This is a genomic window from Psychromicrobium lacuslunae (genome assembly GCF_000950575.1).
In the GTDB taxonomy this organism is placed as follows: domain Bacteria; phylum Actinomycetota; class Actinomycetes; order Actinomycetales; family Micrococcaceae; genus Renibacterium; species Renibacterium lacuslunae.
The window spans coordinates 1,947,036-1,972,869 of the sequence record NZ_CP011005.1; the positions used below are offsets into that span (position 1 = coordinate 1,947,036).

Annotated in this window: 27 protein-coding genes and 1 pseudogene; 13 read left to right on the top strand and 15 right to left on the bottom strand. The window is 60.2% G+C overall.

From position 1 onward, the window contains the following. The first annotated feature begins 36 nt into the window (after positions 1 to 36). The 5 genes from UM93_RS09080 (at position 37) to UM93_RS09100 (ending at position 2,617) form a co-directional block, all read left to right on the top strand. A complete protein-coding gene (locus tag UM93_RS09080) occupies positions 37 to 678 on the top strand; it encodes a hypothetical protein (RefSeq protein ID WP_045075117.1) in 642 nt (213 codons plus the stop codon). Positions 679 to 878: 200 nt separating this feature from the next. After that, the gene (locus tag UM93_RS09085) at positions 879 to 1,355 is read left to right on the top strand and encodes a hypothetical protein (protein WP_157874124.1); all 477 of its coding nucleotides are present in this window, start codon (positions 879 to 881) and stop codon (positions 1,353 to 1,355) included. Next, the gene (locus tag UM93_RS09090; protein WP_157874125.1) at positions 1,346 to 2,008 is read left to right on the top strand and encodes a hypothetical protein; all 663 of its coding nucleotides are present in this window, start codon (positions 1,346 to 1,348) and stop codon (positions 2,006 to 2,008) included. The genes UM93_RS09085 and UM93_RS09090 overlap by 10 nt, the downstream gene beginning before the upstream one ends. A 14-nt stretch (positions 2,009 to 2,022) precedes the next feature. Then, positions 2,023 to 2,283: a carboxymuconolactone decarboxylase family protein gene (locus UM93_RS09095; protein ID WP_052663709.1), complete on the top strand. Its 261-nt coding sequence runs from the start codon at positions 2,023 to 2,025 to the stop codon at positions 2,281 to 2,283. Continuing rightward, positions 2,276 to 2,617, top strand: a complete 342-nt coding sequence (locus UM93_RS09100; protein WP_045075122.1) for an ArsR/SmtB family transcription factor — start codon at positions 2,276 to 2,278, stop codon at positions 2,615 to 2,617. Before UM93_RS09095 ends, UM93_RS09100 begins: the two co-directional genes overlap by 8 nt. A 24-nt stretch (positions 2,618 to 2,641) precedes the next feature. Here the strand turns inward: UM93_RS09100 and UM93_RS09105 are convergent, their stop codons facing one another. After that, a complete protein-coding gene (locus UM93_RS09105) occupies positions 2,642 to 3,511 on the bottom strand; it encodes an NAD(P)-dependent oxidoreductase (RefSeq protein ID WP_052663710.1) in 870 nt (289 codons plus the stop codon). 82 nt (positions 3,512 to 3,593) lie between these two features. On the opposite strand from UM93_RS09105, the gene UM93_RS09110 reads away from it, so the two are divergent. After that, on the top strand, positions 3,594 to 3,950 hold the full coding sequence (locus tag UM93_RS09110) for a winged helix-turn-helix transcriptional regulator (protein ID WP_045075125.1): 357 nt from the start codon (positions 3,594 to 3,596) through the stop codon (positions 3,948 to 3,950). Positions 3,951 to 4,031: 81 nt separating this feature from the next. On the opposite strand, the gene UM93_RS09115 is transcribed toward UM93_RS09110, so the two are convergent. The 5 genes from UM93_RS09115 to galU form a co-directional block, all read right to left on the bottom strand. Beyond that, positions 4,032 to 4,784 carry a phosphotransferase gene (locus UM93_RS09115; protein WP_045075126.1) on the bottom strand — a complete coding sequence of 251 codons (753 nt, stop codon included), beginning with the start codon at positions 4,782 to 4,784 and terminating at the stop codon, positions 4,032 to 4,034. Positions 4,785 to 4,860: 76 nt separating this feature from the next. Continuing rightward, positions 4,861 to 5,622: an SDR family oxidoreductase gene (locus UM93_RS09120; protein ID WP_045075128.1), complete on the bottom strand. Its 762-nt coding sequence runs from the start codon at positions 5,620 to 5,622 to the stop codon at positions 4,861 to 4,863. Then, entirely contained in the window at positions 5,623 to 6,570 is a 948-nt protein-coding gene (locus UM93_RS09125) for a hypothetical protein (protein ID WP_052663711.1), read from the bottom strand. 103 nt (positions 6,571 to 6,673) lie between these two features. Beyond that, complete coding sequence (locus UM93_RS09130; protein ID WP_045075130.1) at positions 6,674 to 7,279, bottom strand: GNAT family N-acetyltransferase; 606 nt, start codon at positions 7,277 to 7,279, stop codon at positions 6,674 to 6,676. Between the two features lie 3 nt (positions 7,280 to 7,282). Beyond that, positions 7,283 to 8,185 carry a UTP--glucose-1-phosphate uridylyltransferase GalU gene (gene galU, locus UM93_RS09135; protein WP_045075131.1) on the bottom strand — a complete coding sequence of 301 codons (903 nt, stop codon included), beginning with the start codon at positions 8,183 to 8,185 and terminating at the stop codon, positions 7,283 to 7,285. Between the two features lie 42 nt (positions 8,186 to 8,227). Here galU and UM93_RS09140 point away from each other — a divergent pair, with 42 nt between their 5' ends. Continuing rightward, entirely contained in the window at positions 8,228 to 8,854 is a 627-nt protein-coding gene (locus UM93_RS09140; protein WP_052663712.1) for a 5-formyltetrahydrofolate cyclo-ligase, read from the top strand. Between the two features lie 54 nt (positions 8,855 to 8,908). Further along, positions 8,909 to 9,001: pseudogene (locus tag UM93_RS18060) on the top strand (FmdB family zinc ribbon protein); the annotation flags it as partial. A 62-nt stretch (positions 9,002 to 9,063) separates the two neighbouring features. On the opposite strand, the gene UM93_RS18065 reads toward UM93_RS18060, so the two are convergent. Continuing rightward, positions 9,064 to 9,207, bottom strand: coding sequence for a hypothetical protein (locus UM93_RS18065; RefSeq protein ID WP_324606756.1), 144 nt, complete (start codon positions 9,205 to 9,207; stop codon positions 9,064 to 9,066). Positions 9,208 to 9,296: 89 nt separating this feature from the next. Between UM93_RS18065 and cpaB the strand changes: the two genes are divergently transcribed. Next, positions 9,297 to 9,983, top strand: coding sequence for a Flp pilus assembly protein CpaB (gene cpaB, locus UM93_RS09150; RefSeq protein WP_045075133.1), 687 nt, complete (start codon positions 9,297 to 9,299; stop codon positions 9,981 to 9,983). A gap of 58 nt (positions 9,984 to 10,041) precedes the next feature. On the opposite strand, the gene UM93_RS09155 is transcribed toward cpaB, so the two are convergent. The 4 genes from UM93_RS09155 to UM93_RS09170 all read right to left on the bottom strand — a co-directional run bounded on the left by UM93_RS09155 (position 10,042) and on the right by UM93_RS09170 (position 17,635). Then, entirely contained in the window at positions 10,042 to 14,556 is a 4,515-nt protein-coding gene (locus UM93_RS09155; protein WP_234399280.1) for a DUF4011 domain-containing protein, read from the bottom strand. A gap of 99 nt (positions 14,557 to 14,655) precedes the next feature. Further along, positions 14,656 to 16,263 (bottom strand): glutamine-hydrolyzing GMP synthase, encoded by a 1,608-nt coding sequence (gene guaA / locus UM93_RS09160; protein ID WP_045075135.1) that lies wholly within the window; start codon positions 16,261 to 16,263, stop codon positions 14,656 to 14,658. A gap of 50 nt (positions 16,264 to 16,313) precedes the next feature. Beyond that, on the bottom strand, positions 16,314 to 16,790 hold the full coding sequence (locus tag UM93_RS09165) for a DUF3817 domain-containing protein (RefSeq protein ID WP_045075136.1): 477 nt from the start codon (positions 16,788 to 16,790) through the stop codon (positions 16,314 to 16,316). Next, complete coding sequence (locus tag UM93_RS09170; protein ID WP_045075138.1) at positions 16,787 to 17,635, bottom strand: SURF1 family protein; 849 nt, start codon at positions 17,633 to 17,635, stop codon at positions 16,787 to 16,789. The genes UM93_RS09165 and UM93_RS09170 overlap by 4 nt, the downstream gene beginning before the upstream one ends. Before the next feature lie 112 nt (positions 17,636 to 17,747). Between UM93_RS09170 and UM93_RS09175 the strand changes: the two genes are divergently transcribed. Continuing rightward, the gene (locus tag UM93_RS09175; protein WP_045075140.1) at positions 17,748 to 19,436 is read left to right on the top strand and encodes an ABC transporter transmembrane domain-containing protein; all 1,689 of its coding nucleotides are present in this window, start codon (positions 17,748 to 17,750) and stop codon (positions 19,434 to 19,436) included. 97 nt (positions 19,437 to 19,533) lie between these two features. Continuing rightward, positions 19,534 to 21,276: an ABC transporter ATP-binding protein gene (locus UM93_RS09180; protein WP_045077169.1), complete on the top strand. Its 1,743-nt coding sequence runs from the start codon at positions 19,534 to 19,536 to the stop codon at positions 21,274 to 21,276. Positions 21,277 to 21,332: 56 nt separating this feature from the next. Here UM93_RS09180 and UM93_RS09185 read toward each other — a convergent pair whose 3' ends face one another. Next, the gene (locus UM93_RS09185) at positions 21,333 to 21,650 is read right to left on the bottom strand and encodes an AzlD domain-containing protein (RefSeq protein ID WP_045075141.1); all 318 of its coding nucleotides are present in this window, start codon (positions 21,648 to 21,650) and stop codon (positions 21,333 to 21,335) included. After that, positions 21,647 to 22,372, bottom strand: coding sequence for an AzlC family ABC transporter permease (locus UM93_RS09190; protein ID WP_045075143.1), 726 nt, complete (start codon positions 22,370 to 22,372; stop codon positions 21,647 to 21,649). The genes UM93_RS09185 and UM93_RS09190 overlap by 4 nt, the downstream gene beginning before the upstream one ends. Before the next feature lie 73 nt (positions 22,373 to 22,445). On the opposite strand from UM93_RS09190, the gene UM93_RS09195 reads away from it, so the two are divergent. Next, complete coding sequence (locus tag UM93_RS09195) at positions 22,446 to 23,006, top strand: helix-turn-helix domain-containing protein (protein ID WP_045075144.1); 561 nt, start codon at positions 22,446 to 22,448, stop codon at positions 23,004 to 23,006. Positions 23,007 to 23,076: 70 nt separating this feature from the next. After that, entirely contained in the window at positions 23,077 to 23,481 is a 405-nt protein-coding gene (locus UM93_RS09200) for a VOC family protein (protein WP_157874126.1), read from the top strand. Positions 23,482 to 23,555: 74 nt separating this feature from the next. Here UM93_RS09200 and UM93_RS09205 read toward each other — a convergent pair whose 3' ends face one another. Then, positions 23,556 to 24,053 carry a PTS sugar transporter subunit IIA gene (locus tag UM93_RS09205; protein WP_045075146.1) on the bottom strand — a complete coding sequence of 166 codons (498 nt, stop codon included), beginning with the start codon at positions 24,051 to 24,053 and terminating at the stop codon, positions 23,556 to 23,558. After that, positions 24,053 to 25,819: a glycerol-3-phosphate dehydrogenase/oxidase gene (locus tag UM93_RS09210; RefSeq protein WP_045077173.1), complete on the bottom strand. Its 1,767-nt coding sequence runs from the start codon at positions 25,817 to 25,819 to the stop codon at positions 24,053 to 24,055. Before UM93_RS09210 ends, UM93_RS09205 begins: the two co-directional genes overlap by 1 nt. Between the last annotated feature and the right edge of the window lie 15 nt (positions 25,820 to 25,834).

Genomic DNA, 25,834 nt, shown 5'->3' on the forward strand with positions numbered 1-25,834 from the left:
CGCGCCAGCCACCGGAAGAATGAAGGAAATATGCAAATGCCCAGAGTGAGCTCGATAGCAGCCATTGGATTGATAGTCGCCCTGGCGCTCGCGGCGTGCACAGTCGATGGGGAAGGCCCGAATAACTCTCCATCCTCAACTCCGGCCACCGCCAGCGCCACGAGTCAAGGCACTCAGCCGAGCCCACCGAGTCTTCCCACCCTCACTCCCAGTGCCAGAAATGCTCCAGCTACCGGTCAACTGTTCACTCTCTACCTTCGATTTGCGGAAAAACGCATCACCTTCCGTGCGCCCACAAATGTGAAATGGAACGGCCTCAACGACAAGTCGACGATGGTTGTGCTCAAAACCAAGGATTTCGGCCCGGGCACCGAGGAGATCGCCTACCTTACTGCCTCGGTGTCATCGCACACTCCGGATAACCTCGGCAGCTTGGCGCAGCGCCTAATTGAAGCTGAGGAGATGAGTAAGAACACATCTCTGGCATTGACCGGCTTCCGGGTAGTCAATAGCGTCAAAGGATTTGTCCTTCAAGGTACCGGTCCCAGAGGAGAACGCTACATCTGGGCCGGTTTGGATTCCGACAATGTTCTTGCCAAGTTGGACTTCCTGGTCCCCAAAAATCTCAAGCCTGCCAACTGGGTAGACCCCACACTGGCCAGCATCGAATGGAAATGAAAGAGGGACCCATGGATGGCCGCCGATTCACCTCAGTATTGGCCTTCGGCCTGATTTTGTCTCTCACTCTCGTCGCTTGTTCTGCCAACAACACGGGCCCAAGCAGTCCAGCTTCCTCGTCGCCAAACGTCGCTAGGACGAGTCCGGAGCAAAAAAGCTCCCCCTCCACGCTGGGCGCGACTCCGAGTGCGTCAACTCCCGTGTCCACACCCCCAATTCCCACCATTGCGCCAGCGACGGGACCGGTGGTGACTATTAGACAGACAGCTACTTTCCGTCTCGTTGCAGGACCCAAGTGGTACATCTATGACAACAATTCCACCACCGTAATCGTTAAGACTCTCGACCTCATCAAAGGCACCAAGGGCATCGAAGGTTTCATCGGTCTCGAAGCTTCGGAATTCCCGCAAATCAGCAGTGACCTCACTGTGATGGCACAGACCGCACGGAACCTCGAGCAGAGGCGATGGAAATCTCCGGTAAGGATCACCGAGTACCGCACCATCGCCGGGGTCAAAGGCTTCGTACTGCAAAGCTCGGACAGCGAGAAACAGTTCTACGAGTGGGGTGGCCTGGACGCCAATAATGTACTCACCGTCTTGGCCTTCAAGATCCCGACTGGTGCCGGTCTGGATAAATGGGTCGAGCCCACTCTGGCCAGCATTGAATGGAAGTGAAGATGTCTAAACCTAGAGTGATCCCGTCCGTAACAGCCGCTCTAATCACGGCACTCGCATTGGCGGGTTGCAGCGCCCCCAGCGAGCTGCCGGAACCCCTGCCTTCTGCTTCGGTCAGCGCGACTACTGAGCAGCGAACGCAAACCACCTCAGCAACACAGTCAGCCGCACCATCTGCCACTCCGAGCCCGACCTTCGCGCCGGCAACAGGGCAGCTATTCACTGCCGGATTCGGCAACCCAAAACAAACCGCGACCTTTCGGGTGCCAGCCGGCATGAAATGGCTATCAGTCGGTAATAAGTCAATAGTTGTCACGCTTAAAACCAGTGAATTCGTACCTGGCACCGAGGGATTTGCCTCTATCGGTGCCACGATATTCCCGCAGATCGACATTAATCTAGACCGCATCGCTCAACTAAGTCTCAAGAGTTCGCAAGAAACGCTGGATATACCGTTGAAAATGACTGGCTACCGCGCCATCAAAGGTGTGAAGGGTTTCGTATTCCAAGGTGCCAACACCCAGTACCAGGCATATGTCTGGGGCGGGCTGTACTCCGAAACTTACCTGACGACGTTGACGATCAAAATTCCCAAGGGCGTCAAGCTCGCCGACTGGGTCGAACCTGTGCTGGCTAGCGTTGAATGGAAGTGAGGGAGGAAGCCGCAATGGCCGAAAGAGCGCTCGACGACGCAAGCAAGGCAATGCTCGCGGTGGTGCTGGGTGTGGCTCACCAGAGTGAGAGATGCATCCTGACTCACGCGGAAGCTGCCGTCGTTGCCGGAGTCACCAGGCAACAGCTGATTGAGGCGCTCAACCTAACCATCGTGTTCGGCGGCGCGCCCGGCTACGGCTTCGCCGCGTTCGCACTCGATACTTTTGATACCTTCACGACGAAAACTTCCACCCCGGAGCCGCTCAGTGCCTGAGGTCTTCCACGCCGACCCAAAAGATGTCACGCTACCAACAATCCTGGCAGCGTTGAGCGACCCGCTGCGACTGAGCATTGTCAGTTTCCTGGCCAACCATGGTGAGAGCGAGTGCAATGCGATCTACCAGGGCGTGGGCACCAGCAAAACCAATGCCTCACACCATTTCCGGATCTTGCGGGAAGCCGGTTTGATCCGTCGTCATCATGAGGGCCAAAAACAAACCGCTCGGTTGCGCCGCGACGAGGTCGATGAATATTTCCCCCACTTACTCGACGCAGTCCTTGCCAATGCGGTGCCAAGCGTAGAACCTTCTGGCAGCGAAGAACCCTAGAATAGCCAGCGCATTCGCTAGCGATTAGCCACCCTGCTCGATCATTGAGACAAGTCTGGACGGCCCATCCTCGCCCCGGGACTGGTCGACGGCGCGCCGCAATAGGCCTTCGATTGCACCGGGAACCCCGGTATCGAGCGCCCGATCCGCACTGGCCTGAAGTAGATGCCTCAATGTGGTGTGCGCCGAGGCGATAGTTGACACCTCCCCCGGATACTTACCAGCCTCGGCATCGTGCGAGATTCCAGTTCCTACTTGCGCGGCCAAATGCACTATTGAGGTAAGTCGCTCTACCAAAGAATTCGCGTTCAAACCTTCAGCCCGGCCAAGCGCGACCGCGTGACTCCAGCCCGCGACAGTGGTCCAGAAGGCATCGAGGAGGGCAAGATCGAGGGCAGCAACAGCGCCGGGGTCGTCGCCAAAGTAGCTAAGTTCAGGAGCGACGATTTCAAGGATAGAGCGGGCTTTTTCGTAGACAGCTCGGTCTCCGCCTAGTACAGCCGTCGAACCGGACTGCCCGACCAAGGCAGAGGGAGTCAGCATGGTTCCGCCCAGGTAGCGAATCCCCTGATCAGCAACCCAGGCAGCAAGTTGGCGTGCCGAGGCGGGGGTGTCCGAACTGAGGTTCAGCAGGATCGCTGCTGTGCCGGCCACCTCGGCGTCGGTAAGGATCCGTCGGACGAGATCATTGCCGCGAACTGAAATCAGCACGATTTCGCTTTGTCGAATAGCTTCCCTAGGTGTGGCGGCGATGCGCGCGCCGAGCTCCTCGAGATGGATTGCCTTCTCGACAGTACGGTTCCAGACAGTCACCTCACGGCCAGCCAATAACAAAACCCGGGCGATAGCTTGTCCCATCGGTCCAAGCCCAATCACAGTAACGGTATTAGTCATGGTTCTAGCCTCAGACATTACTGCGAACATAACAAGTACCCACTTTATTGTGAGGTACCTACTAAAAGGTTAGCATTAGGGCATGTCGAACATTTCCAAGAATGGTCAGTTCAGCTGCGGCCTCGATGCCGCCGTCGCTGTCGTCGGTGGAAAATGGAAACCATTGATCCTCTGGGCCCTGCATGAGCAGTCGCGACGGTTCGGCGAGTTGCGACGGGAAGTTCGCGGCGTGACCGAGAAGATGTTGACTCAGCAATTGCGAGAGCTGGAGAGTGACGGCATCGTCCACCGGGAGGTCTACCGCGAAGTGCCACCACGGGTCGAGTACTCGCTCACTCCGCTCGGCCAATCTTTAAACCAGGCTTTGCTGCCGCTCGGTGATTGGGGCGAGGCGAACATCTCCACGATCATCCGGGCAAAGAACCAGACCACAGCTTGAGGAAACGGAGACTCGGCCGCTGCGACCTCGGTTAGCTCCCGCCCTCTTCGAGATCCTCATCGACCACAGAATGCCTGAGTGTCAGTCCTCAATGAGCGCTTCTCGCCAAATCTCGAGGTGTTCGGCCACGTACTCCGCGGTCGCCTTCCAATGCGCCCCATGCCCCTGATCAAACATTGCCGCCCAGGGCTGTTCTCCGGCGCAATTTGCCCGCTTCAATAATTCGTACATCGCCTGCACTCGGTGAACCATTGTCTCGGGCAGAGCACGCCTCTGCTGTTCATCCGCGCGATATCCATCTACGAAGGCCCGAAGTTGAGTTCTCGCTTCCTCGGGATTAGTTCCGGCCCATAGTCCAGAGAATGACTGCGCCGCATAAGCTAGATCCCATAGTCGGGAACTGGGCCCTGACCCGTCCCAGTCAATAAAAACCATCCGCTCCCCCAGAATGAGGTTCCAGGGCGCTAAGTCATTGTGGCAGATCAGATCTGGTTTCGGCGCGGGGATCAGCACCTTCCATTGCGCCAGATCGGCGGGTGTCGGCTTCGGACTATTGTCGTGGATGATGCGGATCATCTCACCGACTTTTCTAAGTTCCGTAGAGTTCAGCTGCCCACTGTCCATTGCTAACGTACCATCGACAAATTCAATCACTTGACGGCCCTGCTCATCCCGACCAAGAGGTCGTGGTACCTCTACCCCGGCGAGACGTAAAGCAGTCAGAAACTGTTGAACAGATTCTGTCGAGGCAGCCCAGGGCTTCCGAATAGTTTGGCCGACCCGGAGCACAAAATCGGCAGCATTACCGCCAGCCAACTCCAGCTCTTCTGCCATTACGGTCGCTCCCTTAAGTAATTGGCCTAGCAGTTATCGACATCGTCATGATCAATACACTCGAACGAAAGGAACCTCAGGCCGAGGCCTGTGCCCACTCGGCGAAACTCTGCCCCGGCACGGCGGACGAAGCGTCGAGGTTCTTCCCAGCGCGCAGGAAAGCCCCGAAGGCACCGGGCAGCGGCAAGGAAAGCCGCACGCCCCGATGCCCAGCCACTTTCCACTGGGCAGCCAACTCAGCCATGGTGAACTGCCCTGGCCCGGCGATTCGGGTCACCGAAGAGCCTGATTCAGCAGCATCGACAAGAGCCGAAGCCACCGATTCCACCGAAATAGGTTGAAAGGACACCCCGGAAAACACCGGGATCGCTCCCGGCAGCGCGCCAAAAATCGATCCGATGAGATTGTGGAACTGACTGGCAAATACCACCGATCCCGGCCAAGCCGGACGCTGGTACATTGTCGCCCGGGCAGCTTGCGCGCGGTAGTAACCGTAGTCTGATTGTTCACAGTTCAGAATGGAGAGCAACACGGTCCGGGACACGCCGGCGTCGTGAGCGGCCTCGCGCAACCGCTCCGAGGCAGCGGGCAAGCCGGCTAAAGCCTTGCCGAACTTGGCGTCCATGGTATCGATCAGCGCATCAACGCCAGTCACGGCGGCCGCTAAGCCTTCACCCGTACTGGCGTCGGCGACCGCATGGCTTGTTCCCGAGGCCAAGGCCGCGGAACCAGCCGGTGCATGCCGGGAGATGACCCTGACCTGGTGGCCGCGCCGCAGGGCCTCAGCCGCCACGGCACGCCCCGCGGTGCCGGTCCCGCCGGCAATCGCGATCAGCATTTAGGCCCGGCGGCGCTGCAGCACATCGTCGAGATTATTCAGCGCCGCGCCCGCTCGTTCGGGTTTAGCTGCGCTAACTGCTTCACCGCTCCTAGCGGCGGGTTCGGCCGGTTTCACACCGGCTTCGCTCTGCTTGATCGAAGTCTTCGCGGCTGCCTTGGGAGCTTCCGGCAGATCTAGGGGTGCCGGGCTGGGCCGTTCGGCTTTAGCAGCTTCAACATAAGCGGGCTTCGGCACCGCCACCGGCTCCCAGGTGCCGTCGGCTTTGACCTCTGCGCCCTGCGAAACAGCCAAGGCAGCCTCGCGTAGCTGGGCTGGGCTCAGCTTCTTGGCGAGTTGCTGCGGTTCCTCGACTGGCGGTTGGGCATCGAAGAGTTTGGTTTCCTTGGCAACTTCCTTGACCGGAGTCGCAGCCGGAACCGGCTTAGTCGCCACAATCGGCTGATTGCCCATCGCGGCACGGAAAGCCTTCTCGACGCGCTTTTTCCGGTCATTGATCGCCAGGAAGCGCAGTCCAACCACACTGGCCACGAAGACCAATGCAGCAATCACCGGCAGCCAGATCGAGCCCAGGTTGAAAGCCTTGAGCAGCACCGTCACTAGAGCCGTCAGCAGCGCAACCACGCCGACCCCAGCGAGTGCCACTCGGTCATAACGGAGCTTCAGCCGAGCGGGGGCCGCTGCTTGGGCAGCCTTCGGCTTCGGCTGGGAAGTCTGTTCCGTGGTAGCTGAGGTGGTGCGCGCCGTCATGGCAGCCTCCCTGGGCTGAGCTTTGGTAGATTCCATCAACCGGACCGCCGAGGAGTTCGCAGCAAGATTCTCGGAGAAATCCTCAGCCGCAGCGGCAATCCGCACTTTTCTCAAACGCAGTACATAGGGGCCAACCCAAATCAGCCACAGCACAACAGCGATCGCCAAGATCACTGAAGTATTGAGCGGTGCGTTCACAGTTCTAACTTTAAAATCTCGGCGCTTGCCGCCCCGGCATTAGCGGCGGTGTGTCGGCCGGATTCTCTGGGAACCGGGCAAAAACCGGGGAGTCGATACTCCTTCAGTGCCCCAGTCGGGAAAGCAGCCCGCCGGGGACTTCCTCAGCGGTCAACGCAAAGGACCGATGATCCGCCCATTCGCCATTGATATGCAAAAAACGTTTCCGCAGACCTTCATCGCGGAAACCAAGTTTTTCCGCGACCCGCAAGCTGGGTGCATTCTCTGGACGGATATTGATTTCCATTCGATGCAGACCGAGGGTCTGAAAGCAATGGTCGGTCGCCATCGCCAGAGCTGTCGGCACAATGCCGCGGCCAGCCCGGGCCTGATCAACCCAGTAACCCGCAGTCGCCATCATCGCCGATCCCCAGGTGATGCCGCTGACCGTGAGCTGACCGGCCAGCCGAGCCACGCCATCGTCATCACGCTCTGTGATGGCGAACGGTAGCGCAGCACCGACCCGGGCCTGCTCGTTCAGCGCGCGCACCATCTGCCGGAAGCTCGGCAGGCCATTCTCAGGCTGCGGGTTAGTAGCATCCCAAGGCTGCAACCAGTCGCGATTGCGAGCCCGGGTCTGCTGCCAACTCGCTTTATCGCTGTTTTTCAGGGGTCGCAAGATCACCGAACCGTATTCCAGTGTCACCGGCCAACTCGCGACCCCCCACACCTCTTAGTCGCCCTGCTCTGCGACATACTCCTTGAGCCAGCCCCGTAGGTCCGGACCCAACTCATCGTTCTCACAGCCCAGCGTGACAATGGCCTTGAGGTAGCTCAGCTTATCTCCGGTGTCATAGCGACGGCCGGTGAAAACCACACCATAAACCCCGGAGCCTTCGCCTTCGGCGGTGGCCAGAGTCTGAAGCGCATCGGTGAGCTGAATTTCATTGCCACGTCCAGGCGCGGTGTTCTCCAGCACCTCGAAGACTCGGGGATGCAGCACATAGCGACCAATCACTGCCAGATTCGACGGTGCTTCATCCGCCGGTGGTTTCTCCACCAAACGATGCACGCGAACGAAGTCTTCACCGTCAATCGGGTCCATCTCCACCACGCCATAGGCGCTAATCTTCGAAGGCTCGACCTCAATCAGCGCCACCACCGAACCACCGGTTTGCTCCTGCACCCGCAGCATAGTGCTGAGCAGTTCATCGCGCTCATCGATCAAATCGTCGCCCAGCAGCACCGCGAAGGCTTCATTGCCCACGTGAGTCTTGGCACGCAGCACCGCGTGACCAAGCCCCTTGGGGTCGCCCTGGCGAACATAGTGGATCTCGCCCAGGTCGGTGGCGTGCTGCACGGCCTCCAGGCGCTCCTCATCACCCTTCTGTTCAAGCAAGCGTTCAATATTAGGCACCCGATCAAAATGATCTTCTAGGGCGCGTTTATTACGTCCAGTGATCATCAAAACATCTTCCAAGCCGGCATCAACGGCTTCTTGGACGACATATTGAATGGCCGGCTTATCTACTACCGGCAGCATTTCCTTCGGCATAGCCTTAGTAGCAGGCAAAAATCTGGTCCCCAAGCCTGCGGCCGGGATAACGGCCTTGCGGATTCTTTGCGCGTTTGTCATTGTCATAGGCTACTTGACGAAGCTGAAAATAGAGGAGTTAGCGTGTTAGCGGAGAAAAAAGCAGCACAACGCCAGGCCCTGCGCGAAGCCCGCTCGCTCCTTGACCCACAGGATGAAACAACTGCAGCCGGTTTTTTGCGCACCGGGCTGGACCTAGTGACGCAGCTCAAGCTATCGCCAGCGGGCCAGGCCATTGCCGCTTATATGCCGATCGGCTCGGAGCCGGACATCACTTCATTAATGACCGAGCTACACAGACAAGGGCGAGAGATCTACTTGCCGATCTGCGAGGCTGACTATCAGCTCAGCTGGTGCCGTTGGCAGCCAGATATCGCCTTGCAGCGCAGCACATTCTCCTGGGTGCTCGAGCCGGTGGGTGAGCGGCTCGGCATTGACATTATGGCCACCGTGGGGGTTTTGCTAATCCCGGCGCTCGCGGTGGATGGCTGCGGTGTCCGGCTCGGGCAAGGCGGCGGTTACTATGATCGCTTCCTTGCTGCGCTGGCCCAGCTTGAGAATTCCTGGGCACCGAACAGCCCGAGAGCGGTGCGCGCTGCGGTGGTGTATTCCGCTGAGCTGCTCCAAGCGGGCGAAATAGCGGCGGACGAGCTGGATCAACCGGTGGATTACGCACTCACTGAGGAATTCTTCCAGCGGCTTGAGTGTTAGAATCAGCAGTCGGGCCGATAGCTGGCCTCGTTAGGGCGCTCGGAGGATTTAACGTTGCCAACTTATGCATATGCCTGCAAAGACTGTGGGCACAATTTCGATATTCAGCAGTCCTTTAGTGATAATTCACTCACTGTCTGCCCTGAGTGCGGCGGTCAGCTGCGTAAAAAGTTCAATTCGGTCGGGGTCTCATTCAAGGGCTCTGGTTTCTACAGCACCGATTCCCGCTCGGGTAGCTCCGCTTCCAGCCCGGCAGCCCCGACTAACACCTCAGCCAGCACCACAAAAACAAGCGCATCCAGCAGCGACTCCAAGGCATCGGCCAGCAAGTCCTGAGCCGAGATCTCCTCCACACTGAGGAATAACTAGGCGTTTCCTCACATCCCCAGTTCAGCGCGCCATCTCAATCGATTCCGCTCGAATATCGACCTAATCTCGGTAGATGAACTGGTTTCAAAGCCGCGGCCTTCGGATCCTCAAACAGCTCGTCCGGCTGCTCAAACGACGACGACGGCTGTGTGCGGCGCTGCTGCTCTGCGCGGCAGCGGCGACTGCTGTCAATCAGCTCACCCCAACGAACCAGTTCACTGCTCGAGTGATCGTGGCAGCCCGAGATTTGCCGGCCGGCGGCAAACTTAGGGCCGAAGATCTTCAGCTACGAATGTTGCCACCCGCGGCAATACCTCAGGCGGCGCTGACCGACCCCGCTCAAGCCACCGGCCAGCTACTGACCGGCGCCGTGCGCAGTGGCCAGGTGCTCAGCGACACCTCGATTCTCGGTCCTGGCTTGCTTACTGGATCCCCTCCCGGCAGTGTTGCGGTGCCACTGCACATTGCCGACCCGCAAACTATCAGCTGGCTGCGCCCCGGCCAATTGGTGAATGTGCTGCTGAGCAGTCCCGATGCCCTAGGGAACTATCAACCTGGCAAGCTGCTGGCCCGCGGAATTCCGGTGCTTTGGTTACCCAGCCAGCAACAGGACACAACCGGAGGTTTACTTGTCGGCTCGGCGAATGCCTCGGACACAGCCAAGGGCTTAGTGCTGGTTACCGCGAGCGCTGCGCAAAGCACCTTGTTGTCAGGAGCCGCTAGCCGAGGCAAGCTGTCCCTGGTATTGACAGCTGGCTAGCTCAGCGCCATTCAGATCCACTGCGATTAGTCCCAGTGAAACTTAGCCTCAGCGAAATTTAGCCCCAATGCGGTGGCTTTTGCTCGCGAAGCCACTCATCGTGATCCGAGCCGTCCCGATCACCCCAACTACGCGGATCGTCTTCTGCGGCACGTTGCGGAATCAACGGAGCACCAGCTACCGGTTTCGCACCTGAAGCACGACCACTCGTAGTGTTGGAGGTGGGCTGGCTCGCGGATGAGCTTCCCGCCGAGGAAGTGGCTGAGGATGGGCCCCCGCCCGCTGCCTTGTTCTGCTCGCCGTTGCTTTCCCAGTTCCGCTCAGCGGAGTTCGTTTCTGGAGAGCTCGACCCAGCAAAGTCGTTCCCATTCGAGTCCAGCCCCGTCGAGTCCAGCCCTGCCGAATCCAGCCCTGTCGAGTCCAGTCCGTCCGAGGCTTGCTTGGCAGGGTCTTGCTGCGCATTGTCATGCTCGGCAGGGTCTTGCTTGAGTGGGTTTACCTCAGTCGGGCTCGCCCCGGCCAGGCTTGACTCAACCGGTTTGGGCGAGCGGGCCTGCGCTGAAGCGGCGTTTACCGGGCCAGCATTTACCGGAGTGGGTTTCACTGCTGCTTCCCCGGCAACGCCGGTTGAGCTCAGCAAGGAAGGGAAATCCCCGGTGGCCAAGGAAGGCTCCAAACCGAGATAGCCGCCGATCCGGTCCGCGCAGCTCGAAGGATCGGTGAATACCTCAATGGTCCACAGCGGCATGTATCGCCAGCCCCGTCGTTCCAAAAGCTGCGGACGCAATCTACTGCGTTCCCGAACGCTCATTCGCCGGTAACTCGCCGAACCGTCGGACTCAACCGCCACCGGGGTGGGAATCTCGTCATCGGGCAGGCCCAGGTAACGTAGCGGATCAGCCGCGGCGACAATGTCGATCACGCCGTCGTAGTTGTACCAAACCCTGGCGTCCCGGGCCCGCAAACGATCGGCGAGATCGGCAACCAGCGGATCCTCTTCCAAGCTCTGCCCGGCAACCGCAGCATGGGAAAGCGTGCTCCGCTTACTGGCTTTACCACCGAGCTCACGTTCCAGCAGCTGATAGAAGTCCAGCGCCCCATGATTCAGCTTTGCGGTGTCGAGATCTTCGGGCTTGAAGCAGCTCAGCACAATAAGCTGCTCCCGAGCCCGGGTCATCGCCAAGGCAAACTTTCCTCGGCCGCCCTGTTCCGAAAGCGGACCGAAGTGGTGAAGTGCCCGGCCGTGCGGGGTCCGTCCAAAGCCGAGTGAGAAAATTACCCGGTCCCGGCTCAGCCCGGCGGCCCGGTCGAGCTGCGCCACCCGGAACGGCTCGTCGCCAGCGCTGAAGAACTCTCGAAGTTCAGGATGGTTTGCTAAAGCAATCCGGATCGCCTCAGCAACCCTGGCAGCATGTTTTGCGCTTGCGGTAATCACCGCGAGTGAAGAGCGAGGATGAGTCCTGGCACTCTCAAACACCAGATCAACTACACGATTGACCTCAGCAGCGACCGATTCCACTCCCGAACTGTCGCTCCCCGGCAAGCCGGTGCCATCAGCCAAGTATTCGACCTGCACGGCTCGATCCAGTCCGGTGACTGCCTTACCATCGGGAAGGAAGCTGAGCTCGCCCGCATAGAAGTCCTCGCTGAGCTGCCTGCTAAGTTCCTCATCAATGCTGCGGTAGCTACGCTTCAAGGTGAGCTTGGCCCGGATCTTTGCTAGCGCAGCAAAGCTGCCGATTCGGGTAGCCTCAGACCGTTTGGTCGTTCCGGCGACTTCCTCAGCAGCGCTCTCCACCGCGACACTGAAATCTACCGGTTCGGGTAGCTGATCATCGCCGAAGGCAATCACTTGCTTAGCTCTCGCCAAGGCAGGCAAGGCAGTCGGCAAAGCAATCGACTCCGCGTCCAGCAGCACCACGGCGTCGAAGCGCATCTGTTCCGGCAACACAGTCGGCACTAGGTGCGGACTAATCGACCACACCGGAACCAGCAGGTCGAGCAGTTCCACCGCGTTGCTGCTGAGCTGGTCCAGGCTGACCCGGCCGTCTTTGAGCATGTTTCGCAAGAACTCGCTAGACCGACTCGACTTTGCCACCGCCTCGCGCCACTTGGCGGCCAATTGCCAGCGCAATCTTGCCGAGCCAGAGACCACATGGGCCTGATCGGCCAATCGGTACTCGGCTTCTAGCTTTCGCAAGTTCTCACCGTCGGACATCGCCAGGTAATCGTCGCCGCTGATCATCGCTTCAAGCGCTGATTGCCACCAGGCTAGTTCAAGTTCGGAGCGGGTCTGCGCCGGCAGCACTTCGCGAGCAGCCAAATCGTCAAGCAGTTCGCCCAGGCCGTGTTCCCGCATATTCTCTTCGAGCAGGGTACGCTCCGGCAAGTTCTCCAGGGTCTGCCGGTCATCCGCCAAAGCACCGAGGCGGTCAAGCAGTTCGCGGTGATCCACCGTTTCCAGTGCACCACCTTGGGCGGTGCGCTCAAGCGCGGCTCCCAGTTTAAGCAATTCACTGCTGAGCTGGTGGAAGCGCTTCCGCAACTCCGCCAATCCCGAAGGCACGGCGGGGTGCCGCTGGCTGACCGAGAAATCAGCCCATCGCTCGCGTTGCTCCTGCACCAGCAGAAGCGAAGCATGCAGGTCGTCGATGTGAACGCCCGGCCGAATGTATTCCTTTGCCACTCGCCGCAGCCTTGAACGCTGCATCGAGGGCATATCGAGATTTCTATCCCGTCGCCAAGCGGTCGTTGCGGTGGCCGAGATCAGATCGGTGACCGGTCGGTCAAAGATATCCGGCATGAATTTATCCAGGCTCTCCCGGACTGCCACCAGAAGCTCCAGCTGCTCCCCCCACTGGGCAAAGCTGCTGCCGTGGCTGATCTGAGCGTAGTCAGCCACCTCATGCATTTTCTGCGCAAAGGCCGGCACTGACTCGAACAACGAGGTCGCCAGGGCATGCGCTTCCTCGGTCTCCTTGCGAGTGACCAGCCGTGCCCCGTACCAAGGGCTTTGGGTCGATGATTTGCTGAAACTGCCAAGCTCAGCTGCTCTGCGCAATCTGCCGCTCAGCTCGGAACGATCTTTGATCGCATCAAGCACGCTCCGTTTGAGCCGTACCGTGGTCGCCGGAGCGGGCTGAATCGAGGTCAGCTCGGCCAGTGACTGCATGGCCTGATACGGTGAGCATCCCCAGCGCTGCCGAACATTGTGCAAGGACGCCACATGGTCAAGGAGTTGGTGACGGTGCGTGCTGAGGGTCTGATGCAGAGTGTCCAGTCGGGGTTCAGTCGACTTCTCATTGCGCATGATCGAGCGCACCAACTGCGATTTGAGCTGCTGCGGACCGGTCTGATCGTCCAAGCGCAATATCATGCTGTCGAGCGACAAGCTGGCGAACCGCTGCGCTAATTCACTCAGCGTTGAGCTGCGTTCACCCACCACCAGCACGTTCTTACCGTCATGCACGAGGGTTGCGATGGCGTTCATCGCGGTCTGAGTTTGGCCGCTACCCGGCGGTGCGGCAACCACCAAAGACTCCCCCGCCCGGATCGCGTCAAGCACCAGTTGTTGCTCGGCATCGGCGTCGAGGATCAGGAATTCCTCGCTCGGCGCCCGCTGATCAAGCGGCTCAAAGCGCGCGGGATCGATTGGCTGTGGGTTGCTGACGGTTTCACCGTTGACTGCGGCCAGGATTTCCGGCACCAGCCCCTCACCAGCGCGCAGTACCGGATCAGCAAGATTTTCACCGAGATCAGCAAAGCTGGCCACCAGCAGCTGATGCGCCACCTCGACGCCGGGAATTGTCGCGGTCAGCACCCGCAGGTGTTCAAGCACCGGGGCCGGGTCGAAACGTGCGGTGCTGTAGGCAAGCCTGGCGACTGCTTGCGGGTCGAAAGCGATTCCATACTGCCGCTGCAACACCCGGACCAGCGCGGGGTTGAGCTTGGCCTGACCGGTGAGCTGCAATTCATAGTCGTCTTGACCGGCGCGGCCGCTGAGCAGAATCGAACTCAGCATCACCGGGGCGCTGATCTTATGATGCTTTCCGCTTGCTGAGGTGCCCCAGCTGACAATACCGGCGGCCAAAAAGCCGACCTCAATACCGCGGTCAGCGCTGAGTTCCTGGATCTTAGCGCGCAGCAAGCTGGTTGATTGCATAGCTGAACTAAGCTGAGCAGAGTCCCTGATCAGCGTTGACAACCGGGTTTTCCGACCCGCCAATAACTGAGCCAAACCGGATGGATGCGCGTGGGTGAGGTCCACTGAGCCACGCGCGGCGGCGTTGAAGGACAGCAGAGTATTGCTTTCCGCCGAGGGCTGCAGCTCGTCGAGCCAAGCGTTCAATCGCTCCGCACTCTCCGGCTGACTCACTTTCTCGGACACCTTGGCCTTCTTTTCTGCCTTGTTCTTAGCGCTCTCTGACTTCCCGGATTTGCGAGCAGCCTTGCCCGACGAGCCCTCGGCGAGCTGCGATGAGGAGTCAGTTGTCGGCGTGGTCTCGGCGCGCGAAGTCTCAACCTCCGAGGAGTCCCCTTTGGTAGAACGCTGTAATCTCGACCATACCGGCATGTTTTCGAGGCTATCCCGCTTAGTTCACGATACCCGTTAAGCCACACGGAAGGAGCCGAAAATCATTAGCTATGATTTCGGCCGCGCCGAGCACAGGGATTACTCCCACTCGATAGTTCCCGGCGGTTTGCTGGTCACGTCCAGTACCACTCGGTTGATGCCGTCCACCTCATTGGTGATCCGGTTGGAGATCCGGGCCAGTAGTTCATAGGGCAGCCTTGACCAGTCTGCGGTCATCGCGTCTTCGCTGGAGACCGGACGCAGCACAATCGGGTGGCCATAGGTCCGGCCGTCGCCCTGCACTCCGACGCTACGCACATCGGCAAGCAGCACTACCGGCATCTGCCAGACTTCGCTGTCAAGTCCCGCCGCGGTCAGCTCGGCCCGGGCAATGGCATCGGCCTTGCGCAGGAGCTCAAGCCGCTCCGCGTTCACTTCACCAATAATTCTGATGCCCAGTCCGGGTCCCGGGAAAGGCTGCCGACCGACGATTTCTTGTGGCAAGCCTAGTTGCGCACCGACTGCCCGCACCTCGTCCTTGAACAGGGTGCGCAGCGGCTCGACCAGCTCGAACTGCAGGTCTTCCGGCAGGCCGCCAACATTGTGGTGGCTCTTAATATTGGCGGCACCTTCGCCGCCGCCAGATTCCACTACGTCGGGGTAGAGCGTGCCCTGCACCAGAAACTTAATCTGCTCCCCTTCACTACCGGCCTGCTCAATCAAGGTCTTTTCGGCGGTTTCGAAGGCCCTAATGAATTCACGGCCAATGATCTTGCGCTTGGTCTCCGGATCGGAAACCCCGGCGAGCGCCTCCAGGAAACGGTCGGCTTCCTTAGCGACATGAAGTTTGACGCCGGTGGCCGCAACAAAGTCGCGTTCCACCTGCTCCGCCTCACCTTCACGGAGTAGACCGTGGTCGACGAAAACGCAGGTCAGCTGGTCCCCCACGGCGCGCTGCACGAGCGCGGCGGCGACGGCTGAATCCACCCCACCGGAAAGCCCGCAAATGACCTTGCCGCTGCCGACTTGCTGACGGATCCGGGCGACCTGTTCCTCAATCACATTGCCGGTAGTCCAGTTCGGTTCAAGCTTTGCTTCGTTGAAGAGGAAATTTTCCAGCACCTTCTGACCGAAGGCCGAATGCTTGACTTCGGGGTGCCACTGCACGCCGTAAAGAGCCTTTGCTGGGTTGGCGAAAGCTGCCACCGGCGCACCCGCGGTGCTGGCGAGCACCTCAAAGCCAGCCGGAGCTTGCTGCACCGAATCGCCGTGACTCATCCAGACGTTTTGTTGCTCCGGCAATTCCGCCAGAATGGAACGGCTAGCCCCAGTACTGGTGGCATCGGTTGCGCCGTATTCACGTAAACCGGTCTGCGCCACGGTTCCACCTAGCGCGCGGGCCATCGCTTGGAAACCGTAGCAAATACCGAACACCGGCACGCCAGCTTCAAAGAGGTCTGCACCCACCGAGGGGGCACCCTCGGCATAAACGCTTGATGGGCCACCGGAAAGAATGATTGCGGCCGGGTTTTTCGCCAAAAGCGCCTCGGTGCTCAGGGTGTGCGGCACAATTTCCGAATAGACATTGGCTTCGCGCACCCGGCGAGCGATCAGCTGGGCGTACTGCGCGCCGTAATCAACGACAAGAACCGGTCGATGTGCGGTTTGGGGCTCTGCGGGCGATGCGGTCGCCGGAGTCGTAGTCACAGCTTAATCCTACCTAAGATCTTCGGGGTTTTAGTGCGGCTTTCTAGCCTCTAGTAGCGTTTTGAGGCCTGCGGATTGGCCTCGATCTCGGCCAACGTCTGGGCATGAATCTTGCGCTCCACGAAGAAGGAGAGGAAGGGCACCACACCGCCGAGCGCGATCAAGATGAATTTGCTGAATGGCCAACGCATCAGCGACCAGAGCCGGAAATCGGCGATCAGGTAGATCACGTACATCCAGCCGTGCACGATCAGCACTGCGGTCGAGAGGTTAAAGCCTCCGGTCACCGAAAAGGACCCGTCTGCCGCCACCGCAGCAAAGCCGAAACCATGTGCCGCACCGGTGCTCGCGTCGTTACCGCCGGCCATCAGCACCGATTGGAATCCGTAGCGGATCACCAACTCGATGACCAACAGCAGCAAAAGCACACCGGTGGTGTAGGCGAAGACCTTGTAGAAAGCTAGCGCCGCACGGATTTGGGCGACGGTTCCGCCAAAACGCCGTTTAGCTGCACCCGTTGAACTCACTGTTTTACCTCTTCTGAATCATCTGCTGACTCTGCTGACTCTTCGTTGTATTCTTCATCGCCTTGCTCATCGAACTCGGGCTCGTTTTCGCGCCGATAATCATCGGCAACCAGCCGCCACCACATGAAAATGGCGAAGCCCGCGAAGACCACCCACTCCACCGCATAGAAGATGTTCAACCAATTCACCGGTTGCTCAACCGGCTGCGGCCCCACCGAAATGCCTTTGAGGTCGCCAGCCACCGCGTGCGCGCCGACATCGCCTTGCGCGCCGGTTTCGGTGAACGAGACCACGAAACCGGAGTAGCTATTGACTTGCCAGATATTGATCAGCTCGGCGGTCGCCAGCGCGGCGACCTGGCCGCTCGGCAGGCCTTTCTCCAGGGTCGGGGCTTCAGGTGGCAATAGCCGACCGGTCAGCTTCAAAGCACCCGAAGGCGGCGCACTGAGCTGCCCCGGATCGGCAAGCCAGCCTCTGGCCACCGGGATGATGGTCGGCGAGCCAGCAACGCCCTTGAGCTTCGGTGCGCCGTCGACCACGAAAGCGGTCACCACCCAGTAGCCGTTCGTCCCGTTCTGCAGCCGGTTCTTCACCAACACCTGCTTGGAAGGATCGAAGTGGCCGCTCATACTGACCAAGTGATCACTTTGATCGCTGGTCATTTGCTTGCCAGGTTTCAGGATTGACTCGAGCGGTTTGAGCTCTTCAGTGGCGACCTCGACCGGCTCAGAATTCTGCGTGGAGCGGGAGAATTGCCATTGGCTCAGCAGCACAAAAACCGTCGAAACGATCAAGGCCAGCAGCAGCGCGGCTATCCATCGAGGCTTGAGGGCGGTTTTGAGCACACTTAAAGGTACTTCGTATGCCTGTAGAAAACCGAACTGAGCGGCCGCCGCCCCTCCCTATTCTCGCTCCGGAAGACTAGGCTGGATCTTTGTGCGTAGTTACCCCTATCCAATGGCGAAACCGACTGAGGTGCGTTCGCCGAGCCGTTATTTGATCTGGCTCGGCCTGCAACAGCTACCCAGCCTTGCCGCTGGCGTGCTGTTCGGCTCGCTCTGGCTGCTGGCTCAAGCCCTGATGCCTTTGCTGCTCGGCTGGGCCATTGATTTCGGCGTCAACGCACAAAATTGGTCATTATTGTTGCTGAGCGCCATCGGGATGGTTTTCCTCGGTGCGGTGCAGGCCATCTTTGCGGTATTGCGCCATCGGATCGCCGTTTCCAACTGGCTGCAGGCTTCCTTTCGTTCGGTGCAATTGATCGGTCACAAAATCTCGCGCACCGGGGCGGCACTGCCGAAGGCAATTTCCACCGGGGAACTGGTCAATACCGCAGCCTCCGACGCCACCCGGATCGGTCAGATCTATGATCTGACGGCCCGACTCTCCGGCGCGGTGCTGTCCTACGCTCTCGTCTCCATCCTGATCTGGCAGATCTCCTGGGGGCTCGGCGTGACCGTGCTGCTCGGCGTGCCGGTTTGCTGCGCCCTGCTGCTTTTCATTATTCGGCCGCTGCAAGCCCGGCAACGTGAGCAGCGCGAAATGGCTGGAAAAATGACGGCGGTGGGTGCCGACACGGTCGCTGGCTTGCGTGTCTTGCGTGGCATTGGCGGGGAACACATCTTTGTCTCCCGCTACCGGGAACGTTCCCAGCAGACCCGTTTCAGCGGCAATAAGGTCGCCCGCTCGGTGGCTAATCTGGAGGGCACCCAGCTGCTGGTCACCGGCGGCTTTAGTGTGCTCTTCACCTGGTTAGGTGCCGCGATGGCGCTGCGCGGCGAAATCAGCACCGGTCAGCTCATCTCGCTCTACGGTTTCTCGGTTTTCCTGGTCACCCCAGTACGAATCCTCTCCGAGACGGTCTCCGCAGCAATCCGAGGCTATGTAGGGGCCCGCAAAACCATTGCGGTGCTCAGCACTCCCCCGGCCTATCAGGACGCAGGCCAGACGCCGGCGCCGAGGCAGCCAGCCGTTTTACGGGACACCGCCAGCGGCGCGGTGATTCAGCCAGGAAGGCTGACTGCGGTGGTCAGTTCGGTTCCCGCCAGCTCGGCTGAATTGGCGGAACGGCTCGGCCGTTTTGACGATGCTTTGCTTGAGGCGAACCCGGTGTTCTGGGGGGATCTAGATACCCGGACGATCGGCATTCCGGATTTGCGCTCCCGGATCGTGCTGAGCGAAGCCGATCCGCAACTGTTTTCCGGGCCGCTGCGCGAGCTGCTCGACCCGGAAGCCAGGAATTCGGACCAGCGCATTCTGCAGATCCTGGAAGATGCCAGCTCGCTGGACATCCTGGACGGCCTGGAGGAAGGTCTCGATCACCACGTAACCGAGCGCGGACGAGGCTTTTCCGGCGGTCAACGGCAACGGTTGGCGTTGTGCAGGGCTCTGCTCAGCGATGCTGAAACTCTGCTCTTGGTCGAACCGACCAGCGCGGTGGACGCCCATACCGAGGCCCGGATTGCCGCCAAACTGCCAGCAGTGCGGGCGGGCAAGACCACGCTTCTGGTGACCGCAAGTCCGCTGCTGCTGGGCGCGGTAGATGAGGTGCTCTTCATGATCGACGGAAAGATCTCTGCCCGCGGCAGTCACCGCGAGCTATTACAGTTGCCCGATTACAGAGCGGTGGTGATTCGCGGTGAATGAGGATCTCTCAAGTCCCAGCCCGACCGCACAACTCGATTCGATTGACGACGTCGACCGCGTCAATGTTGAGGCTGCGCCACGACAGGATTCGGCCAGCCTGGGCGAGGCCAAACTGCCGATCTCCAATCAGAAACAGGTTCGCGCGGAGGCCACCCGGCTACTCAAACAGCATCGCGGCGCGCTCATCAAAATGGTCAGCCTGTTCGTGTTGGCAGCCATCGCGGGCCTGGCTGGCCCGGCTTTGCTGCGAATTCTGATCGACGAAATTAGCGCGGGCAGCACGATGGAACACGTCCTGCTGATCGGGTTTCTTTTACTGATCTTCGTGTTGCTACAAGCCGTGCTTCAGCGTTTCGCGGTGACCGCCAGTATGATCCAGGGCGAGAAAGTCTTCGCGCAGTTGCGCGAGGAATTCATGGATCAGGTGACCTCGTTGCCGCTTTCCACGGTGGAGAAGGCCGGCACCGGGGACTTAGTTTCGCGCACCACCAATGATGTGGAAGCGGTCTCCTTTGCGGTGCGCTTTGCAGTGCCGCAAATCCTGGTTGGCGCGGTCACCCTTTTGCTCACCGTGGTGGCGGCGGTAGTGATTTCACCGATCACCGCAATCTCACTACTCGCCGGACTGCCGCTGCTGATCCCCATCACGCGCTGGTATTTGAAGAGGTCCGCTGATGGTTACGCCAAGGAGCGCGAAGCCTACTCGGTGATCAATGGTGCGATTTCGGAAAGCATCGAGGGCGCGCAGACGGTTGATGCGCTGAGTCTCGGTGAGCAGCGGCGAAAGAAAATCGACGGCGGGTTGAGCGGTGCCTTCGGCGCCGAGCGCTACACGCTCTGGCTGCGCAGCTGGTTGTTTCCGATCACCGAATTCGCCTTCTGGTTGCCGGTTGCTGTGGTGCTGCTCTGGGGCGGCTGGCTGGCCGCTCAGGGCATTGTCACTGCCGGTGTGGTTGCCGCTGTGGCGCTCTATGCGGTGCAAATGGTCGAACCAGTGAACACGCTCATCATGTGGCTCGATGAGTTGCAGGTCGGCGCCGCCTCGTTGGCCCGAATTACCGGCATTAAGGAAGTGCCGCCGGATCGCCAGACCACCGAGGCCGTGCCGGAGAACGACGATATTGTGGTCTCCGCCGCGCACTATGCTTACCGCCCCGGGCACAATGTGCTGCATGGCGTCGATCTGGTGCTACGCCGGGGTGAACGATTGGCCGTGGTGGGTCCATCCGGAGCTGGTAAGTCAACGCTGGGCCGGTTGATTGCCGGTATTCATCCGCCCAGCCACGGCAGCGTGACGGTCGGCGGGGTGCCGCTGGTGGATCGTCCGCTGGATCAGCTGCGCACCGAAGTCGTACTGGTCACCCAGGAACACCACGTTTTCGTCGGCTCGGTGACTGACAATGTGCGGCTCGGCCGGGCAACCGCCAGCCTCGCCGAGATCGAAGCAGCTTTGGCCGACGTTGGGGCGCTCGACTGGGCCCGCGCTTTGCCGGAAGGGCTGGAGACCGAAGTTGGCTCCGGCGCTTTTGCACTCACCCCTGCACAGGCCCAGGAAATCGCCTTGGCCCGCCTAGTGCTTGCCGACCCACATACCCTGGTATTGGATGAGGCCACCTCGCTGATCGACCCGCAGGCAGCCCGTGACCTGGAACGCTCGCTCAACGCAGTGCTCACTGGGCGCACCGTGGTAGCCATTGCACACCGGCTACATACCGCACATGACGCGGATCGTGTCGCGGTAGTGGAGGCAGGTCGGATCACCGAACTGGGTTCACACGATGAGCTACTGGCTTTGGACGGCTCCTACGCCGCGCTGTGGAACTCCTGGCGGACTGAGTAACCGGCTGGATGGCCCTGAGGAGGGGCCGTCCAGGGCGAGCGCTGAAGGGCTGCGGTTCAGGGCACGCCCAGCAGTCTCAAAGCTGCGGCGGTCAGGGCAGCGGCCAACACCACTAAAACGAAGGGCGCCTTCCGCCAGGCCAGCACACCCGCCACTAGCACTCCGGCAGGGCGGGCAAAGCCAGCAAAGCCGTGCCCCTCGATGAAGGCACTGGTGAGCACTAGGCCGCCGAACAGCGCCACCACGGCAACCGTCATCAGGCGCTCAACTCGAGCGGAGAGCTTGATTCGCTGGCGCAGTGCCACACCACCAAAACGAAAAGCAAAGGTAGCGATCGCTAGCACCGCGGTAGCCGCTAATAACACCAGGCTCATTGCACTGCCTCCTTGCCTTCGGTCTGAGCTTTCTGGGGCCAGGCGGCGAGCATGCCGAGCAGGCCGAGTAGCACCGGTACGCCGGCGGGTAGTAACGGTGCGCTCAGTACCGCAATGAGACCGCCGAGCAGTGCAGCCCGCAGCAGCGCGGCGTCCTTGAGTGAAGGCAGCAGCAAGGCTAGGAGTACCGCGGGGAAGGCAGCATCGAGGCCAAAAACCGCTGTATCAGTGATGAACCCGCCAGCATAAGACCCCAGCAGCGTACCCAGATTCCAGCACAGGAAAAGCCCGATCCCACAGGTCCAATAGGCCACCCGGCGCTCGGTCAAGGTTTTCTGCGCGATGCTGAACGCTACTGTCTCATCGACCATCAGAAAAGCGCCCCAGAGTTTATGCGTCATCTTCTGGCCCAGCACGTCGGCCACCGCGAATCCCAAGGGTACATGTCGCAGATTGACCAGCACTCCCGCTAAAACCGCGGCAAAGGGATTTCCGCCTGAGGCCACTAAGGCAATGAAAATGAACTGCGAGGCGCCAGCGAAGACCAGCACCGAAAGCAGCATCGGCAACCAGAAGGGCAGTCCCGAACTCACCGCAATCGCGCCGAAGGAAGCGCCGACCAAACCGTCTGCTAGGCAGACCAGGGCGATGTCTCGCACTAGCCGACGATGCTCTTGATAGCCCCGGCGGATCAACCGCCAGGTTCGCTTTATCGAACGCATGTCTAATATAGTGGATTAAATGAGGCTGTTCGTCAAATAGAACAAGCGTCCACTATTTCGAACGGGAGCTGTTGTGGAATCTCCGAGCGCCGCACTTTTGCTGACGATTGCGAATAACTTACAGCGCGAACGGCAGCGGGTGGGCATCTCGCTTACCGAGCTCGCCCGCCGGGCGAAAATTTCGAAGTCGACCCTATCCCAGTTGGAAGCCGCGCAGGGCAACCCGAGTGTTGAGACGCTGTGGGCTCTCAGTGTTGCCCTCGATGTCACCTTCGCGGACCTCGTCGACTCGGCGAAGCCTTCGATTCGGCTCATCCGGGCTGGCCAAGGTCCGGTGGTGGGTTCGGAGAAGGTCGACTATATTGCCACCTTGCTGTCTTCGAGTCCACCACGGGTTCGACGGGACATTTATCAGCTCGTCATGCAACCCGGAAGCGATCGTCATTCTGAGCCGCATAATCCAGGGGTGATGGAGCATGTGGTGCTGAGCACCGGTCGGGCTCTGATCGGATTGGCAGAAAACCCGGTGGAGCTCTTGCCGGGCGACTACCTCAGTTATCCCGGCGATCTACCGCATATCTTCAGCGCTCTTGAACCAGACACTCGAGCGGTCCTAGTCTCAGAACAACCCTAGTTTTACGCTGCGCCTTGCAGCTAAGCAAAACTGAGCTGACCTGAGCTGACTGGACTATTAGGAGTGCACCATGCAGAGACCTCGATTGCAACTGACCTCGGTGACCATCGGCAGCTCTCAGCCGCGAGAGCTCGCCCAGTTTTACGCAAAGCTGCTCGGTTGGCCGATTGCGGTGCTGGAGCCAGCCCGAGCCGGTGAGCCGGCGGCAGCTGGCTGGGCCCAGCTCAGGCCAGCGGATGGCGAGACCGGGCCGACTATCAATATTGAATACGAGCGGGCCTTTCAGCGCCCGGTTTGGCCGGCCGTCGAGGGCGCGCAGCTCGCCTCTCAGCACCTCGACATTTGGGTTGACGATCTCGACGAAGCCGCCGACTGGGCAGTTCAGGCAGGTGCCGAACTGGCAGCAGTACAACCACAGCCGGACGTCAGAGTGCTGCTTGACCCAGACGGCCATCCGTTCTGCCTTTTTCTCTGAGCAACAGCCTGCGCTGGACACCGCCAGAGGCTGGCCGCCCCCGGCCGTGCGGCTCCTGCCGGTGGACTCCCCTTTTAGTGTTCGGAGAAAACCGGCGTCGAGTTAATCAGTTCGGCGATGACTTCCGGGTCATGTGCCCGGCGCAGCGATTCCCTAAAGTTCTCTTTGGAAAGCGCACGAGCCAGTACCGCCAAAACCGAGAGGTGCTGCGAAAACGAAGCGGCCGGCGTCGCGACCAACAAAACTACATTGGCCGGGCCATCGCTCGCGCCAAAATCCAGAGCATGCCCGTATTTGGTGATACCGACCGCCACCGTGGTCTGCTGGACGAACTCGCTACGCGCATGAGGCAGCCCAATGCCGCCGGGCAGCCCAGTGGCCAATTGATGCTCACGCGAATACACCTGCTCCAGAAAAGCATCCAAATCAGAGACCCGACCGGCCTCTTGCATCCGAGCGGCAAGCTGAGCCGAAGCGTCCTCCCGAGAATCAGCTTGCATCTCCAGAATCACCAGTTCCGGGGTAGTCAGCTGGGCGTCGTAGCGCTGCCATTCGTCGTCATACTCAACCATTAGCGCCCCGTCGAGCCGGCAGAACTGGCAGAACTGGCAGCGCCGTCAGCGCCGTCAGAGATGTCTTCAACGGTGAGCCGGACCGCGTCGGCGGAAGCATCGTCCGGCTGTTCCTGGCTGAGCCGCTCGGCTTCCACCCTGGCCAGGTAATGCTTGACCTCGTTATCCTGCTTTGCCTTGTTCCAGCCCAGCAACGGGGCCATTAGCTCGCCCACCACAGGGGCTGCTGCCACACCACGGTCCCAGGATTCGATTGAAATCCGGGTGCGCCGGGTCAAAACATCGTTGACGTGCAGCGCACCTTCGTGGCTGACCGCATAGACGACTTCAGCCCGCAGGTAGTCGTCAGCACCGGGCAAGGGCTCGGCCAGGGAAGGATCAGCGGCGACCAGTTTCAGTAATTCTGAGGTCATCGAACCATAGCGGCCCAGCAGGTGCTCCATCCGGGCCACATGCACTCCGCTCTCCTCAGCGGTGCGGTTACGACGGTTCCAGGCGGCCTTGTAGCCGACCGCGCCGAGCAGCGGGATGGTCTCGGTGCAACTCTCCGGCACCCGCTCGTCGAGCGCCCTGGTCGCCTCGTCCACGGCGTCCTTGGCCATCACCCGATAAGTGGTGTACTTCCCACCGGCCACCACAACCAAGCCGGGCACCGGATGGGCCACCACGTGCTCACGGGAGAGCTTTGCGGTCGAGTCATTCTCCCCCGCCAGCAAAGGACGTAAACCGGCGTAAACGCCTTCCACATCTTCGCGGGTGAGCGGCCGCTTCAAGACCTTATTCACATGTTCAAGTACGTAGTCGATATCAGCTGCGGAGGCCGCAGGATGCGCCTTATCGAGTTTCCAGTCGGTGTCGGTGGTGCCAATAATCCAGTGCCTGCCCCAGGGAATCACAAAGAGCACCGACTTCTCGGTCCGCAGGATCAGCCCGACCGTCGATTGGAAGCGGTCTCGCGGCACCACTAAGTGAATGCCCTTCGAGGCGCGTACCTTCAGTTGGCCACGATCGGTCACCATCGCCTGAGTTTCGTCGGTCCAGACCCCGGTGGCATTCACCACTTGTTTGGCCCGGATATCGAATTCGCTGCCATCCAGCTGGTTGCGTACCCTGGCGCCAACCACCCGCTCGCCTTCGCGCAGGAAGTTCACCACCTTCACTCCGTTAGCCGCATAGGCGCCATAGGAGACAGCGGTACGCACCACGTCGGTGACCAGCCGGGCATCGTCAACCTGAGCGTCGTAGTAGCGGATCGAACCGATCATCGCATCGTCTTTGAGGCTAGGCGCTGCACGCAGGGTGCCCCGTTTGCTCAGGTGTTTATGGAAGGGCACACCACGCGAGTTCCCGCTGGTCAGGCCAAGGGTGTCGTAAAGCATAATACCAGCGCCAACGTAGGGACGTTCCACGAAGCGCTTGGTCAGTGGGTAGAGGAACGGCACCGGCCGCACCAGATGCGGGGCGATCCGCTGAATCAGTAAGCCGCGCTCTTGCAGTGCCTCCTGAACCAGCGCGAAATCGAGCATCTCCAGGTAACGCAGACCGCCATGGATGAGCTTCGAGGAACGGCTCGAGGTGCCCGAGGCCCAGTCATTCATTTCAACAATGCCGACCTTAAGTCCGCGAGTGACTGCGTCGAGGGCCGAACCGGCCCCAACCACACCGCCCCCGACGATCAAAACGTCAAGTTCTTCGCCTGGCTGGGTGGTGGCGGCTAAGGCTTCAAGGGATTTCACCCGGAATTCCGGGCTCAGCTGACCTGCCACTTCAGCGTGCTCTGC